At 60.3% G+C, this 13,054-nt stretch carries 15 protein-coding genes; 7 read left to right on the plus strand and 8 right to left on the minus strand.

Annotation, left to right across the window (positions count from 1 at the left end; all coding sequences use genetic code 11):
* Positions 1 to 407 precede the first annotated feature (407 nt).
* Together DMP17_RS07280 and DMP17_RS07285 are read left to right on the plus strand one after the other, a co-directional pair.
* Positions 408 to 1,055 carry a hemerythrin domain-containing protein gene (locus DMP17_RS07280; RefSeq protein ID WP_337828398.1) on the plus strand — a complete coding sequence of 216 codons (648 nt, stop codon included), beginning with the start codon at positions 408 to 410 and terminating at the stop codon, positions 1,053 to 1,055.
* Positions 1,052 to 2,002, plus strand: coding sequence for an NAD(P)/FAD-dependent oxidoreductase (locus tag DMP17_RS07285; RefSeq protein ID WP_337828399.1), 951 nt, complete (start codon positions 1,052 to 1,054; stop codon positions 2,000 to 2,002). The genes DMP17_RS07280 and DMP17_RS07285 overlap by 4 nt, the downstream gene beginning before the upstream one ends.
* 1 nt (position 2,003) lies before the next feature.
* Here DMP17_RS07285 and DMP17_RS07290 read toward each other — a convergent pair whose 3' ends face one another.
* The 5 genes from DMP17_RS07290 to radA form a co-directional block, all read right to left on the minus strand.
* A complete protein-coding gene (locus DMP17_RS07290) occupies positions 2,004 to 2,369 on the minus strand; it encodes a DUF423 domain-containing protein (RefSeq protein WP_337828400.1) in 366 nt (121 codons plus the stop codon).
* Positions 2,366 to 4,201 carry a cation:proton antiporter domain-containing protein gene (locus DMP17_RS07295; protein WP_337828401.1) on the minus strand — a complete coding sequence of 612 codons (1,836 nt, stop codon included), beginning with the start codon at positions 4,199 to 4,201 and terminating at the stop codon, positions 2,366 to 2,368. The genes DMP17_RS07290 and DMP17_RS07295 overlap by 4 nt, the downstream gene beginning before the upstream one ends.
* Complete coding sequence (locus DMP17_RS07300) at positions 4,201 to 4,620, minus strand: iron-sulfur cluster assembly scaffold protein (RefSeq protein WP_337828402.1); 420 nt, start codon at positions 4,618 to 4,620, stop codon at positions 4,201 to 4,203. The genes DMP17_RS07295 and DMP17_RS07300 overlap by 1 nt, the downstream gene beginning before the upstream one ends.
* Before the next feature lie 90 nt (positions 4,621 to 4,710).
* Complete coding sequence (locus DMP17_RS07305) at positions 4,711 to 5,250, minus strand: CvpA family protein (RefSeq protein WP_337828403.1); 540 nt, start codon at positions 5,248 to 5,250, stop codon at positions 4,711 to 4,713.
* 84 nt (positions 5,251 to 5,334) lie between these two features.
* A complete protein-coding gene (radA, locus tag DMP17_RS07310) occupies positions 5,335 to 6,702 on the minus strand; it encodes a DNA repair protein RadA (protein WP_337828404.1) in 1,368 nt (455 codons plus the stop codon).
* A gap of 106 nt (positions 6,703 to 6,808) precedes the next feature.
* Here radA and DMP17_RS07315 point away from each other — a divergent pair, with 106 nt between their 5' ends.
* Positions 6,809 to 7,492 carry a DUF4197 domain-containing protein gene (locus DMP17_RS07315; protein WP_337828405.1) on the plus strand — a complete coding sequence of 228 codons (684 nt, stop codon included), beginning with the start codon at positions 6,809 to 6,811 and terminating at the stop codon, positions 7,490 to 7,492.
* Positions 7,493 to 7,608: 116 nt separating this feature from the next.
* A complete protein-coding gene (fsa, locus tag DMP17_RS07320; RefSeq protein ID WP_337828406.1) occupies positions 7,609 to 8,262 on the plus strand; it encodes a fructose-6-phosphate aldolase in 654 nt (217 codons plus the stop codon).
* Positions 8,263 to 8,364: 102 nt separating this feature from the next.
* On the opposite strand, the gene DMP17_RS07325 is transcribed toward fsa, so the two are convergent.
* Positions 8,365 to 9,591 carry a penicillin-binding protein activator gene (locus tag DMP17_RS07325; RefSeq protein ID WP_337828407.1) on the minus strand — a complete coding sequence of 409 codons (1,227 nt, stop codon included), beginning with the start codon at positions 9,589 to 9,591 and terminating at the stop codon, positions 8,365 to 8,367.
* On the opposite strand from DMP17_RS07325, the gene rsmI reads away from it, so the two are divergent.
* The 3 genes from rsmI to gshB are packed head-to-tail and all read left to right on the plus strand — an operon-like array spanning position 9,590 to position 11,801.
* On the plus strand, positions 9,590 to 10,474 hold the full coding sequence (gene rsmI, locus DMP17_RS07330; RefSeq protein WP_337828408.1) for a 16S rRNA (cytidine(1402)-2'-O)-methyltransferase: 885 nt from the start codon (positions 9,590 to 9,592) through the stop codon (positions 10,472 to 10,474). The genes DMP17_RS07325 and rsmI overlap by 2 nt on opposite strands.
* On the plus strand, positions 10,471 to 10,833 hold the full coding sequence (locus DMP17_RS07335; RefSeq protein ID WP_337828409.1) for a YraN family protein: 363 nt from the start codon (positions 10,471 to 10,473) through the stop codon (positions 10,831 to 10,833). Before rsmI ends, DMP17_RS07335 begins: the two co-directional genes overlap by 4 nt.
* A complete protein-coding gene (gene gshB, locus DMP17_RS07340; protein ID WP_337828410.1) occupies positions 10,830 to 11,801 on the plus strand; it encodes a glutathione synthase in 972 nt (323 codons plus the stop codon). Before DMP17_RS07335 ends, gshB begins: the two co-directional genes overlap by 4 nt.
* Here the strand turns inward: gshB and DMP17_RS07345 are convergent.
* Both DMP17_RS07345 and DMP17_RS07350 read right to left on the minus strand, forming a co-directional pair.
* A complete protein-coding gene (locus tag DMP17_RS07345) occupies positions 11,798 to 12,127 on the minus strand; it encodes a GlpM family protein (protein WP_337828411.1) in 330 nt (109 codons plus the stop codon). The two genes, gshB and DMP17_RS07345, sit on opposite strands and share 4 nt — an antisense overlap.
* Positions 12,128 to 12,150: 23 nt before the next feature.
* Entirely contained in the window at positions 12,151 to 13,047 is an 897-nt protein-coding gene (locus tag DMP17_RS07350) for a tyrosine recombinase XerC (RefSeq protein WP_337828412.1), read from the minus strand.
* Positions 13,048 to 13,054 lie beyond the last annotated feature (7 nt).

A 13,054-nucleotide genomic window follows, 5' to 3' on the forward strand; every position in this document is an offset into this window, starting at 1 on the left:
CCCAGCCAGCCTCGCCTGCCAAGGGCGAAAGCATAACCGGCCTTTTCGCGCGGGGAAGCGACGACCGGTTCAGGGGGTTGGTTTTGCGTCTGTGTTAGTTGGGTTCTCGCGGAGGCGCGGAGACGCGGAGGGGGTAAAGGGGAAAGGGTTCACGCAGAGACGCAAAGGGCGCAGAGGTTTTGGTTTGGTGGGGAACCCTATCGCCGTCCCTTAATCTTATGAGAAAAAGAGGGGCGCGTTCGCGCCGGAATTTCTGCCTCTACCGCTCCGCGTCTCCGCGCCTCCGCGTGAACCCTTTTCTTACACATCTTTCCGTTTGCCCCGCTTGCCTTCCCCTCCCGTCCACCCCCCTATGCAACCAAAAGCGGGCTCATGCTTTGAAAAGAAAAGCTTAGATGGAGGGATGAATGGCGACCGGAAAAACGGCGACGAAAAGCATTGCGACCAAAAATGCGGGCAAGACCGCACCCAAACAGGCTAAAGCCAAGAGCATCGCCAAAGCAAAGGCGCTCGCGCCCGACCTTGCCGCGCGCATCGGCAGCACGCCGCGCACCAAATTTCGCGGCAATCCGGACCTGTTCGGGCGGCTGGTCGAAGATCATGACAAGCATCGCGCCTTGTTCGCAATGATCGCCGAAACCGAAGGCAAATCCAAGGACCGCCAGAAATTGTTCAAGGAATTGGCGAAGGATGTCGCGGCCCATGCCGCCGCCGAAGAACAGGCCTTATGGTCGAGCGTCCTACGCAACCCCGCGACCACGCCCGATGGCCGCCATGCGGTCGCCGAACATAAGGCGCTCGACGATATGTTCGCCGACCTTGCCGCGCGCGATATGGGCAAGAGCGGCTGGCTCAAACGCTTTGCGGTGCTGCATGAAGAATATCTCCACCACATAAAGGAGGAGGAGCAGGAGCAATTTGTCGCGGCGGAAAAACATCTGACGCCTGCCGACCTACGCTATATGAAAAGCGTGTTCAACCGCCGCAAACGCGAAGAAAAAGCGGCCGCCGTGGTCAAAAAGAAAATCAAACTCAAGGCCGGAGGTCTTGATTGAACGCGCCCCAGGCGCCGTATGACTGCATCATCATCGGCGGCGGCCCTGCCGGTTTGAGCGCGGCCATCTATCTGGCGCGCTTCCGGCGCCGCGTGCTGGTGATAGATGGCGGCGGCGGGCGGATGGAAATGATCCCGCGTTCGCACAATCATCCGGGCTATCCCGACGGGATAAAGGGACGGGATTTGCTCGCCAATATGCGCGCGCAGGCCGAAAAATATGGCGCGACATTACAGCATGGCTGGGTGAGCGCAGCGCGCAAGCAAGGCGATTTTTTCACCGTCACCGTCGATGGCGCGGAGGATGATAGCATTACCGGCACCGCCCCGCTCACCGCCCGCACCTTGCTACTCGCAACCGGCGTCATCAATCTGCGCCCCGATCTCGACGAGGCCGTCCATGCCCGCGCGCTGGAACAAGGGCTTTTACGCTATTGCCCGATTTGCGACGGTTATGAGGTGAAGGACAAGCGTATCGGGGTGATTGGCTCCACCGATCATGGCGTGGCCGAAGCCTTGTTCCTGCGCCAATATAGCGATGCCATCACCCTGCTTGCCCTTTATAGCTGCGATCTCGACGCGCGCGACCGCGCCACTTTGGAAGAAGCGGGCATTGCGTGGGAAGCAACCCCTATCCGCACGTTCGATTTTGACGGCGACATTGCGAGGCTCACCTTGGAGGACGCCCGCACGCTCGACTTTGACAGCATCTACCCCGCTCTGGGTTCAGAAACCCGCAACGAACTCGGCAAAATGCTTGGCGTCGATTTATGCGACGAGACCTGTTTCAAAACCGACACTGAACAGCGCAGCTCGGTCAAAGGCGTCTATGCTGCGGGCGATGCGGTCGAATGTCTCGACCAGATCAGCGTCGCGATGGGCCACGGCGCGATTGCCGCCACCGCCATCCATAATGACCTGCGCAAAGCGGACGGGCATATCGACTGAACTATAGTGACTGACGTGGCATTGAGGCCGCGCTAAAAGCAATCCACAACCAGGCGGCTATCAGAAACATCCCGCCAACCGGCGTGACAGCGCCCAACCATCGCGGACCGCCCAGCGCCATCGCGTAGAGGGTCAGCGCGAAAATCGCCGCGCCTGCCAGCATCAGCCAGCCTTGCCGGGTGAAGCGTCCGCCAAGCGCGAGCGCGAACACTGCGACGGCATGGATCATCTGATATTGGGCGCCGGTGCGCAGCCACTCGGCGGCTTGGGGGGAGGCCGCGCCATGCGCGCCGAACGCGCCTGCCGCGACCGCAAGCGCCGCCGATAAAGCAGCGGCTACAAACAGACTATGTCCCCGCGCGCTCATCCACATTCTCCCACGCTTGATTGCGCTTCATTTTTGGCGTGTGCGCGTTGCAGCACTTCCTGGAAACTCGGCCCCGCATCGCCCGGTTGGAAACGCAGATGCAAGCCTGCCGACAAATCGCCCTCGGCTATCTGGAGGTCCAGCCGCTCGGCATCCATCAAGCGCACCGCCCGTTCAATGTCGTGAATTTCATCGGTCGGGGTATCGAGCGATTGCAGCGCCAAAATGCCCATCGCAATCGCGCTTTCATAAACTTCGCGGATCGTGCCGGTCAGCCCCGATCCTTCCATATCGACGGCCTGCCGCCGGTCATAAATGCGCGCATAGATTTTGGCGTGCGGGAAGGCGTGGACGATAGGCTCGACATCCTTGGCGGTCATGCCCGCATCGTCGGTGCAAAACAGGATGAGTTCGGCCTCGTCCGCCCCTGCGCGCCGTAACAGGTCAAGCCGCAATCCGTCGCCAAAATAGACTTTGCTGTCGAATTTCTGCGACAATTCGATCTGGCGCGGCTTTTTGTCGATGAGCGTGACCTTGGCCCCTGCGGCATTGAGCATTTGCGCAACCATCTGCCCGAAACGGCCATAGCCGATGACCAGCACCTTGTTGCGCTCGGCCTGTTCCGGTCCTTCAAAATTTTCGCCATCCTCGCGCGCTTCCATTTCAAAGCGGCGGGCGAACATCATCAGGAACGGCGTGGTCGCCATCGACAGCGTGACAATCGCGCCATAAAGGCTCGCCGCGCTGGGGTCGATGAGCAAGGCTTCCTGCGCCTGTTTGAACAGGACAAAGCCGAATTCGCCCGCTTGCGACAAGAGCAAGGCGAGCGCGAGTGCGCCCTTGCTTTCCATGCCGAATATCCGCGCGACCCCGAACAGGACCGCGATTTTGACGATGACCAGCCCGAACGCCATGCCGACCACATAAAGCGGGTTGGCGAGCACCGCATGGAGGTCCAACACCATGCCGACCGCGACAAAGAACATGCCGAGCAATATCTGGCGGAACGGTTCGACATCGGCTTCTATCTCGTGGCGATAGGGCGAATCGGCGAGCATCACGCCTGCGATAAAGGCCCCCAAAGCGGTGGACAGGTGCAGCGCGTGCATGAGGGCGGCGGCGGCCATCACGGTGAACAGCGCAACGACAATGAATAATTCCTGCTCACCCAAGCGGCCGACAATGCGCAGCAGCGGCCTCAATATGAACCGTCCCGCCAGCACCAGCGCGACGATCGCGCCGACCGTATAGATGGCGACCATATAGCCGGGAGGGGCATTGGGGTCAGCGGGCGCGCGCGACAAGGCCGCGATGATCGTAATGAGCGGGACGATCGCGAGATCCTGCATCAACAGGATCGAAAAGGCGCGCTCGCCAAAGGGCGAGTTGATGCGCCCCGATGATTTAAGCCCCGGCAAAACCTGTGCGGTCGAAGAGAGCGCGAGCGGCAGGCCCAAGGCAAGCGCCGCAGCGGGGGAGAAGCTGGAGGACAAATAAACAAGCGCGGTGAGCGCAAGCCCTGCAACCACCACTTGGGTCAGGCCCAATCCGAAAATTTCGCGCTTCAACCGCCACAAACGGTCGAGATTAAGTTCGAGCCCGACGAGGAAGAGGAGGAGGACAATGCCAAGCTCTGCGGTCGCAAGCTTGGTTTCTCCGCCGCCGACAAGCCCCAGCACTTGCGGCCCGATCAGCGCGCCCGCGATCAGATAGCCCAATACCGAGCCTAGCCCGAAGCGCCGGAATATCAGCACCGCACCCAAGGCCGCGCCGAGCATGATGACGCCTTCCTGCAACAAAAGTGCGGTCGTATCGACGGTGCCAGCGGCCATCATCTTTCCCCTTCAAGCGCCGCGCGCGCGGCGACATAAGGCAATAAAATCGCGCCATGCCGCGCCGGATAGTCCCGCGCCGCGCTTAGCATTTCTATGTCCGGCCAGTCGGGCGCATCGCTTTTGCCGCCCAACCAATTTTGCAGCGCCTCGTGCGCCGCACGGATGGCGGCAGCATCCTTGCCCTTCGCATGGCGCGCGAAAATCGTGGCGGACGCCTGCCCCATCGCGCAGCTTTGCGGGCGCATCCCGATGGCCGCAATCCGTCCGTCGCTGTCGGTTTCAAGATCGAGGAGCAGCGAACTGCCGCATAGAGCCGCACGCCGCTCCACCGAAAAGCGCGGGTTATCCAAGCTCGGCCAGTGGATCGTTTCGGATGCGAGCCGCAAAATTTCCGTCGTGTAAAGGGGCGTCGCCATGCGCTTGCCATAGGAGCGAGACTCCGCTTCCCGCAAGCCCCTCGCGCATATCATTTATGAGGGGTGCGAATATTATGGGGAACGGCCTTATTATTTTGCAGGGGTTGCTGGACCGCTGGCAGGCGCGCCTTGCTGCTGTGCTTTCACCAGGTCGGCAATTTCAACGCCGGTGGCGCGCAGCAGCGGATAGGTGCGGCTTTCCTGTAACCATTGAGGCCGCTCGGCGGTGGTGCCATAGATGAAATCATAGACCATGAAGAAGAGCAGCAAGCCGATGGTCGAAATGATCAGGCCTTTGAGCATCCCGAAGCCGACGCCCAACACACGGTCGAACGGGCCGACAAAGCTTTCGCGGCTCGATTTGCCGATCTTGCGCGCAATCAGTTTGCCCAGCCCCAATACGCCGCCGAACACGATGAAAAAGGCCAGCACCATCGCCCCGCTTTCGGTGCCGATTTTGGGAATAAGCCATTCGGTGACGGGCGTGTGGAACAGACGCAGCGCGATGACGGCAGCCGCGAGCGCCATCAGCGACAGGGCTTCTTGCGCAAAGCCACGGAAATAGCCAAGCACCGCCCCGCCGAAAATCAGCGCAAGCACGATCATGTCGAAACCGGTCAATCCGCTCATTCAAAAATGCCTTGATAATCCATATTTTGAGGCCCGATATTCGCTGCGAACAGCGCCCCGCACCTCCCCCTGTCGGGCTGATACCTAGTCACGGCCAAGCATATGGTCAACGAATTCGGCGAGCGTTTGATAGTTTTTGCACCCGATTTTTTCACCGTCCGCCTTGGTCCCTTTGGGGACAAGCGCACGCGAAAAGCCAAGCTTCGCCGCCTCGCGCAAACGCAGGGCGCTGTGCGCCACGGGGCGGATTTCGCCCGATAGCGCAACCTCACCGAACAAAATCGCATCGGAAGGAACGGGCCGTTCACTGAGCGCGGAAATGAGCGCGGCCGCAACCGCCAGATCGGCGGCGGGATCGGACAGGCGATAGCCGCCCGCAATATTGAGATAGACTTCGCAGGATGAAAAACTGAGGCCGCAGCGCGATTCCAGCACCGCCAAAATCATCGCAAGCCGCCCTGAATCCCAGCCAACTACCGCGCGGCGCGGGGTTGCCCCGCTCGCCAGCCGCACGGTCAAGGCCTGCACTTCGACCAGCACGGGGCGGGTGCCTTCCAATGCGGGGAATACGGTCGCGCCAGTGACGCTCTCGCTGCGGTCGGAGAGGAACAAGGAGGAAGGATTGGAGACCTCGTCCAAGCCCTGTTCGGCCATCGAGAACACCCCGATTTCATCAGTCCCGCCAAAGCGGTTCTTGATGGCGCGCAGGATACGATATTGGTGGCTGCGTTCGCCTTCAAAGGCCAGCACCGTATCGACCATATGTTCGAGCACGCGCGGTCCCGCAATGCTACCATCCTTGGTCACATGGCCGACCAGCACCACCGCCGTCCCCTGCTCCTTGGCAAAGCGGATCAGTTCCTGTGCTGACGCGCGCACCTGACTCACCGTCCCCGGCGCGCCTTCGATAAGGTCGGAGTGCATCGTCTGGATCGAATCGATGATGAGCAATGAGGGTGGCTTGGCTGTCCCCAATGTCGTCAAAATGTCGCGCACGCTGGTCGCGCTCGCCAGTTGCACCGGCGCCGTGCCAAGCCCCAATCGCTGCGCGCGCAAACGCACCTGCCCCGCCGCTTCCTCGCCCGAAATATATGCCACCGACAGCCCGCGCGATGCCATGCGGGCTGCGGCCTGCAACAGCAATGTCGATTTGCCGATACCCGGATCGCCGCCGATAAGCGTCGCAGAGCCTGCCACCAGACCGCCGCCTAAAGCGCGGTCAAATTCGGCAATGCCGGTGCTTTCGCGGGCGGGCAGCGCGGTTTCGCTGTCGAGCCCTTCGAACATAATCGCACGACCCCCGCCTTGCAGATTATGCTTGGCCGAAAACACGGTTTCGCCGGCTTCTTCGACCAATGTATTCCATTCGCCGCAATCCGCACATTGCCCTTGCCAGCGCCACGCGACCGACCCGCACGCCTGACACACATATTTGCGTTTCGCTTTTGCCATGCCCTTCCCCTAGCAAGAACATATAAGGAACGCTAACAAATTTTGCGTCTTGAAAAACTTGTGTCTAAAACACAAACAAAACCGCATGATGAAGAGGGGTAAGCTTGTGAAACAGCAAATAATCTCGCGCCGTAATATGATTGGCGGCACCACCTTGGTAGCGTTGCTCATGCTTCCCGGCTGTGCGACCAGCTTGGGGAGTTTCGGGATTGATGATGCGGTGCGTCGCCTCCTCACCATTTCCTCGCAGCGCGCTTTTGCAAGGCTGATGCAGGCCAATGGTTTTTATGACAATCAGGTCGCGCAAATCGACCTGCCGCCGCAACTTGGCGGTGCGGGCGCGAGCAATGCGATTATCGCGGCCTTGACCGGCGCGGTCATCAAGGACAGGCTGCGCAAACAAGTCAATCGCGCCGCCGAAGTCGGAGCCAAACGCGCCGCGCCGGTTGTGACCGATGCCATTCGCGGGCTTACGATTGCCGATGCGCTGGGCGTTATTCAGGGCGGGCCAACTGCGGCGACCAGCCTGCTCGAAAATGCGATGGGCGATGCGCTGTTTAACGCGATGCTGCCGGGCGTTGGCGAAGGCTTGCGCATGTTTGACGATAAGATCGTCACCGAAGCCTTGCGCCTTGCCACCGGTATCGACTTTCAAGGGCTTGCAAGCGATGTGAGCCGCAAGGGAAGCCGCGCCATTTATCGCGCTATTGGAGCCGAAGAAGCCGCCATCCGCGCCAATCCGGGGTCGGCCAATGATACATTATTGTTCAGCATCTTGAGCACAATTTAGGACGAGACTCTGCTATAAGACGAGCGGCGCTTGGTGGAGGAACCCTCCCCAAAGCTGCCCGTTCCTTGCTATAGGGCGCCCGAATCATCCCCTCGTTTTTGCGAAAGAGCTGACCCATGAAATTTTTTGCCGATACCGCCGAAATTGCGGACATTAAGGAACTGGCGTCCACCGGTCTTCTTGATGGTGTAACCACCAACCCGTCGCTGATCGCCAAATCGGGCCGCGATTTCATGGAAGTGACCAAGGAAATTTGTGCCATCGTCGATGGTCCGGTGAGCGCCGAAGTGGTCGCGCTCGACCATGAAGGCATGATGCGCGAAGCCGAAATCCTGCGCAAAATTGCCGACAATGTCGCGATCAAGGTTCCGCTCACTCTGGATGGCCTCAAAACCTGTAAGGCGCTCACCGACGATGGCACGATGGTCAATGTGACCTTATGCTTTTCGGCCAACCAAGCCTTGCTCGCCGCCAAAGCGGGCGCAACCTTTGTGTCGCCTTTCGTTGGCCGCCATGACGATAACGGCCTCGACGGGATGCAACTCATCCGCGACATCCGCCAGATTTACGACAATTATCTGTTCGACACGCAAATCCTTGTCGCCTCGGTCCGCCATGTCATGCACGTCTATGAAGCTGCAATGATCGGCGCGGACATCATGACCGCCCCGCCGAGCGTTATCAAAGCATTGGTCAAGCACGTCCTTACCGACAAAGGCATTGAAGGCTTCCTCGCCGATTGGGCCAAGACCGGCCAGAAAATCAGCTAAATCTGTCCGTCGGAGCGGGCCGATATATCATACAAAAAATACCCCCTCCTGCATAAATCAGGAGGGGGTCTTTTTTGCTCTATGGCTTTTTGCCGCCGCTACTCACCATTGTGTCGGGGCGGGTGAAACCGTGGTGAAGCCGCCTGCGCGGATTTCGGTCACTTCCAACGCGCGGTCGGCAATACCGCGCCGGTCGAAACGGAAAATCCCGTCAATCCCGCCAAAGCCGTCCGCTGCATTGAGATTATTCACCGGAAATCGCGTGCCGGGCTTCCAGTTGCGCGACATTTTGATGGTGAGCAGCACCGCATCATAGCCAAGGCTTGCGATGCGATAGGGGTTTTTGCCGTAACGCTGGCGATATTTGGTCGCAAGGGTCGAATAATATTGGTCCGGAACGCTCGCAAACCACGCCCCGCGTAGCGCAGGCGTGCCGGCAAGTTGCGATTCGGTATTCCATAATTCGGTGCCCAAAATCTTGGCGGTTTTGGACGATTGGCTACGCACCAGCGGCGCGGCCTGCACCGCAACCTTGGCACCATCGGCAATCAGCAACGCATCATAGCTGCCCGTGCGGCTCAACCGGCGGATCGCGCCGGTGATGCTCGCGGCCGAACGGTCATAGCTTTCGGTTGCAACCATCGTGCCGCCATTGGCTGCCACCGCCGTGCGCAACGCGGCGAGCGCGCGGTCGCCATAGGCCCCTTGCGGCGCAATAGCCGAAAAACGGTTCAGCCCCTTGGAGCGGGCAAACTGGACCACGCGCGTGACCGACTGGTTGGGCACATAGCCGAGCAGGTAAACGCCGTTTCCTGCCACCGCCGTATCATTGGAAAAGCTGATGATCGGCACGCCAGCCGCGCGCGCAATCGGGCCGACCGCCGACACATCTTCGGCAAGCAACGGCCCAAGGATAAGCTTGTTCCCGTCGGCAACAGCGCGCCGCGCGGCGGCGGCGGCACCTGCGCCAGTATCATAAGTCGTGATGCGCAACTTGTCGGTATTGCTGTCCAATATCGCCATCATCGTGGCATTGGCCAGCACTTCGCCGACATCGGCATGGGGACCGGTTTGCGGCACAAGGAGCGCGATGCGATGCCGCTGCGTATCGGTCGGCAAGCCCGGCGTTACCGGCCCTTCCGGCGAGGTGGGCGTGGTCGGTGGTCCTTTGGGAACAACCGTCTGGCACGCGGCCACCAGCATCGCCATGGCGACGACAAAGCCGCGCCGCATCCATTGCCGCGCCGCGCTTGCCGCTTGGCCGCCTGAAATACCCCCGGAAATATTAGCCTGTCCACCAAGGCCTTGGTCTGCCATTACCGCTGTCATGGAATCGCCTCCTCTACCCGGCCTGTATATCGTGCCGACGCCAATCGGCAACCTTGGTGACATAACAAAGCGGTCAGCCGAGTTGCTCGCCGCTGCCGATGTGATTGCGGTGGAGGATAGCCGCGTCACCGCAAAATTGCTCCACCATCTCGGCCTTAAAAAGCCGATGGTGCCTTATCATGACCATAGTAAGGAATCCGACCGCGAACGGCTGATCGCGCGCATGGCGGATGAAATTGTGGTATTGGTGTCGGATGCGGGGACGCCGCTTATCTCCGATCCCGGCTATAAGCTGGTGCGTGATGCGCGGGCAGCGGGGCGCTATGTGACCGCTCTCCCCGGCCCTTGCGCGGCGACGACAGCGCTTAGCATGGCGGGGCTGCCGACCGACCGTTTCCTGTTTGCAGGCTTTCTTCCGCCTAAGGAAAAAGCCAAGGCCGACACGATTGCCGAACTGGGCGCGGTGCGCGCGAGCCTCGTTTATTATGAAAGCGGGCCGCGATTGGGGGCCACCTTGGCGCTGCTCGCAAAATTGCTCGGAACGCGCGAAGCCGCGGTTGCGCGCGAGATCAGCAAAAAATTTGAAGAATGTGTGACGGGCACGCTTGCAGATCTTGCCGAACGCTATGCCGTGCAAGAGCCAAAGGGCGAGATTGTGCTAATGGTCGGGCCTCCACAAGAGGAGGATGCGCCGCCCGATGCGGACAGCCTCGACGATGCGTTGCGCGCAGCCCTTGCCAGTCTTCCGCCCGCAAAAGCGGCCAAAGAGGTCGCCAAAAAGCTCAAGCTTGACCGGCACGATGTCTATGCGCGCGCAATGGCGCTGAAGGATGTCAATCTAGGGGAAAAGGACCAAGGAAACGGGGAAAACAACCCCTCGTGAGCCGGCGCTCCACCAACCGCCAAAGGGCCGAAAGCGAAGGGCGCGGTGCGGAACGCTGGGCCGCTTGGTGGCTGCGCTTCCACGGCTGGCGCATTATCGGACAGAGAGTGCGCGTCGCGGCTGGCGAGGTTGATATTATCGCGAAACGCCGTGGCATCATCGCCTTTGTCGAAGTGAAGCGCCGCAAAAGTGCCGCCGACCTTGACCATGCGATTGACAGCTATCGCCTGCGCCGCGTTGTTGCCGCCGCCAATATGCTGGCCCCGCACTATGCGCGCAACAGGGAAGATATTCGCGTCGACGTTATCCTGCTTGCGCCGCGCCGCTTGCCGCGCCATCTGGTCAATGTCACAATTTGAAGAAAGCCCACCCCATGTCCCTTCGCGTCGCCTTCCAGATGGACCCGCTCGCAACGCTCAATATCAAAGGCGATTCCTCCTTCGCGCTGATGCTCGAAGCCCAAGCACGCGGCATTGAACTGTGGCATTATGATGTGAAGGCGCTGACCTGGCGCGACAACCGCTTACTCGCGCTCGCCCATCCGGTCGAGATGGTGCAGCGGGTCGAAGGCGACCATTATCGCGTCGGCCCCGCGCAAACCATCGACCTTGGCCGTGACGTTGATGTGGTGTGGATGCGGCAGGACCCGCCCTTTGACTTAAGCTATATCACCGCGACCCATTTGCTGGAGCGCATCAAGGCCGAAACATTGGTGGTCAATGACCCCGCTTCGGTGCGCGATGCGCCGGAAAAATTATTCGTGCTGGATTATGCGCGCTTTATGCCGCCGACGATGATTACGCGCAGTTTTGAAGAGGCGAAAAGCTTTCTCCATGAACATGGCAGCATCGTTGTGAAACCGCTTCACGGCAATGGCGGCAAGGCGATTTTCAAGGTTGAAGAGCAAGGCGGCAACCTGTCCGCGCTCATGGAAATGTTCAATCTGATGTGGGTCGAGCCACATATGTTGCAGGCGTTTTTGCCGGATGTATCCAAGGGCGACAAGCGCATCGTGCTCGTCGATGGCGAAGTCGCGGGTGCAATCAATCGCCTTCCCGGTGTGGGCGAAATCCGTTCCAATCTCGCGGTTGGCGGCTCTGCCGAAAAGGCCGATCTTACGGAACGCGAGCGCGAAATTTGCGCGGCGATGGGGCCGGAGCTTAAAAAACGCGGGCTGGTGTTTGTCGGCATTGATGTGATTGGCGGCCAATGGCTCACCGAAATCAATGTGACCTCACCGACCGGCATTGTCGCGATCAGCGATTTTGACGGCACCAACATTGCCGGGATGATCTGGGATGCGGTGGAAAAACGGGTCGCGGCCTAAATAAATTTGGGCGCGAGAAATATTGCGAGCGCGGCGACCAGCCAGAAAGCGAGCCCGCCCAATATGGCAACCCGATAGTCCAGTCTGTCGATGAGGAAATAGCAGCCGACAAGGAATATCACATAAGCGGGGATAGTCTTGAGGCCAGCCAGACAGGCGGTTTTGAAGCCCCCCGCATCGCCTTTCGCGCCGACCGCAAGCAGCGCGATAATCGCGAAAGTCGGCGCGAGTGGGAGAATGCCCGGCAACACATTACCGCGCTTGGACAGCCACACAATGAGCGCCGTCACAAGGCCGCCGAGCACGCCTTTCCACACTATATCCATAAGCGCTTATCCATGATGATCCTTTAACTTTCCGCACGCGGATGGGCGTTGCGATAGACGTCGAGCAAATGGGCGGCATCAACCGCTGTATAGATTTGCGTCGAGGCCAGGCTCGCATGGCCGAGCAACTCCTGCAAACTGCGCAAATCCGCGCCGCCTGCAAGGAGGTGGGTTGCAAAACTGTGGCGCAGCGCGTGGGGCGTGGTGCGCTCCGAAAGGCCCAGCCGACCACGCGCGCCTTGCACCGCACGGCGCACCAGGGCAGGCGATAGCGCCCCGCCACGACGCCCCCGAAAGAGCGGCGCGCCCTTGTCCGGCGGGTAAGGCGAGAGTGCAACATAGGCGTCAATCGCTTCGCGCACCTGCGGCAAAAGCGGGACAATCCGCGTTTTGTCGCGCTTGCCCGTGACCCGCAGCGTTTCGCCCAAGGGCAGCACATCGCCGTTGAGACCCATCGCCTCGCCGATGCGGAGCCCTGCGCCATAAAGCAGCATGAGGACCGCCCAATCGCGCGCGCCTTCCCAAGCCTCGCGGCGGTTTTCCGCTACATCTTCGGCGAGCGCGACCACCTCGTCCGGAGAGACAGGGCGCGGCACGCCTTTGGTGACGCGCGGGCCTTTGACCAACGGAACCGTGGCTTCCTTGCCGCCGACAAAGCGCAGAAAGGCGCGGATTGCCGATAATTCGCGCGCCGCCGACGCATTGCCCAGCCCCTCCCCGCGCCGCCGGGCAAGGAAAGCGCGCAAGGTCGCAGGGGTCAGCGCGCGCAACGCGTCCGCATCGACCGCCTGCCCTTCATAATCTGCGAGAAAGGCGCAGAAACGCTCGGCAGTCGTCACATAGGCGCGCACCGTATGGGCCGAGCGGCGCTGTTCGACTTCAAGGCTTTTTCGCCAGTTTTGTACCAGAAAATGCTGCATTTTCGAG

This window comes from Pseudonocardia sp. TMWB2A (genome assembly GCF_017312135.1).

Bases quoted from the DNA above. Each gene is read 5' to 3' on its own strand.
- DMP17_RS07350 (WP_337828412.1), bottom strand. From the start codon at position 13,047: ATGCAGCATTTTCTGGTACAAAACTGGCGAAAAAGCCTTGAAGTCGAA.
- DMP17_RS07325 (WP_337828407.1), bottom strand. From the start codon at position 9,591: ATGACAGCGGTAATGGCAGACCAAGGCCTTGGTGGACAGGCTAATATT.
- DMP17_RS07290 (WP_337828400.1), bottom strand. From the start codon at position 2,369: ATGAGCGCGCGGGGACATAGTCTGTTTGTAGCCGCTGCTTTATCGGCG.
- rsmI (WP_337828408.1), top strand. From the start codon at position 9,590: ATGGAATCGCCTCCTCTACCCGGCCTGTATATCGTGCCGACGCCAATC.
- DMP17_RS07345 (WP_337828411.1), bottom strand. From the start codon at position 12,127: ATGGATATAGTGTGGAAAGGCGTGCTCGGCGGCCTTGTGACGGCGCTC.
- radA (WP_337828404.1), bottom strand. From the start codon at position 6,702: ATGGCAAAAGCGAAACGCAAATATGTGTGTCAGGCGTGCGGGTCGGTC.
- DMP17_RS07305 (WP_337828403.1), bottom strand. From the start codon at position 5,250: ATGAGCGGATTGACCGGTTTCGACATGATCGTGCTTGCGCTGATTTTC.
- DMP17_RS07295 (WP_337828401.1), bottom strand. From the start codon at position 4,201: ATGGCCGCTGGCACCGTCGATACGACCGCACTTTTGTTGCAGGAAGGC.
- DMP17_RS07300 (WP_337828402.1), bottom strand. From the start codon at position 4,620: ATGGCGACGCCCCTTTACACGACGGAAATTTTGCGGCTCGCATCCGAA.
- DMP17_RS07280 (WP_337828398.1), top strand. From the start codon at position 408: ATGGCGACCGGAAAAACGGCGACGAAAAGCATTGCGACCAAAAATGCG.
- fsa (WP_337828406.1), top strand. From the start codon at position 7,609: ATGAAATTTTTTGCCGATACCGCCGAAATTGCGGACATTAAGGAACTG.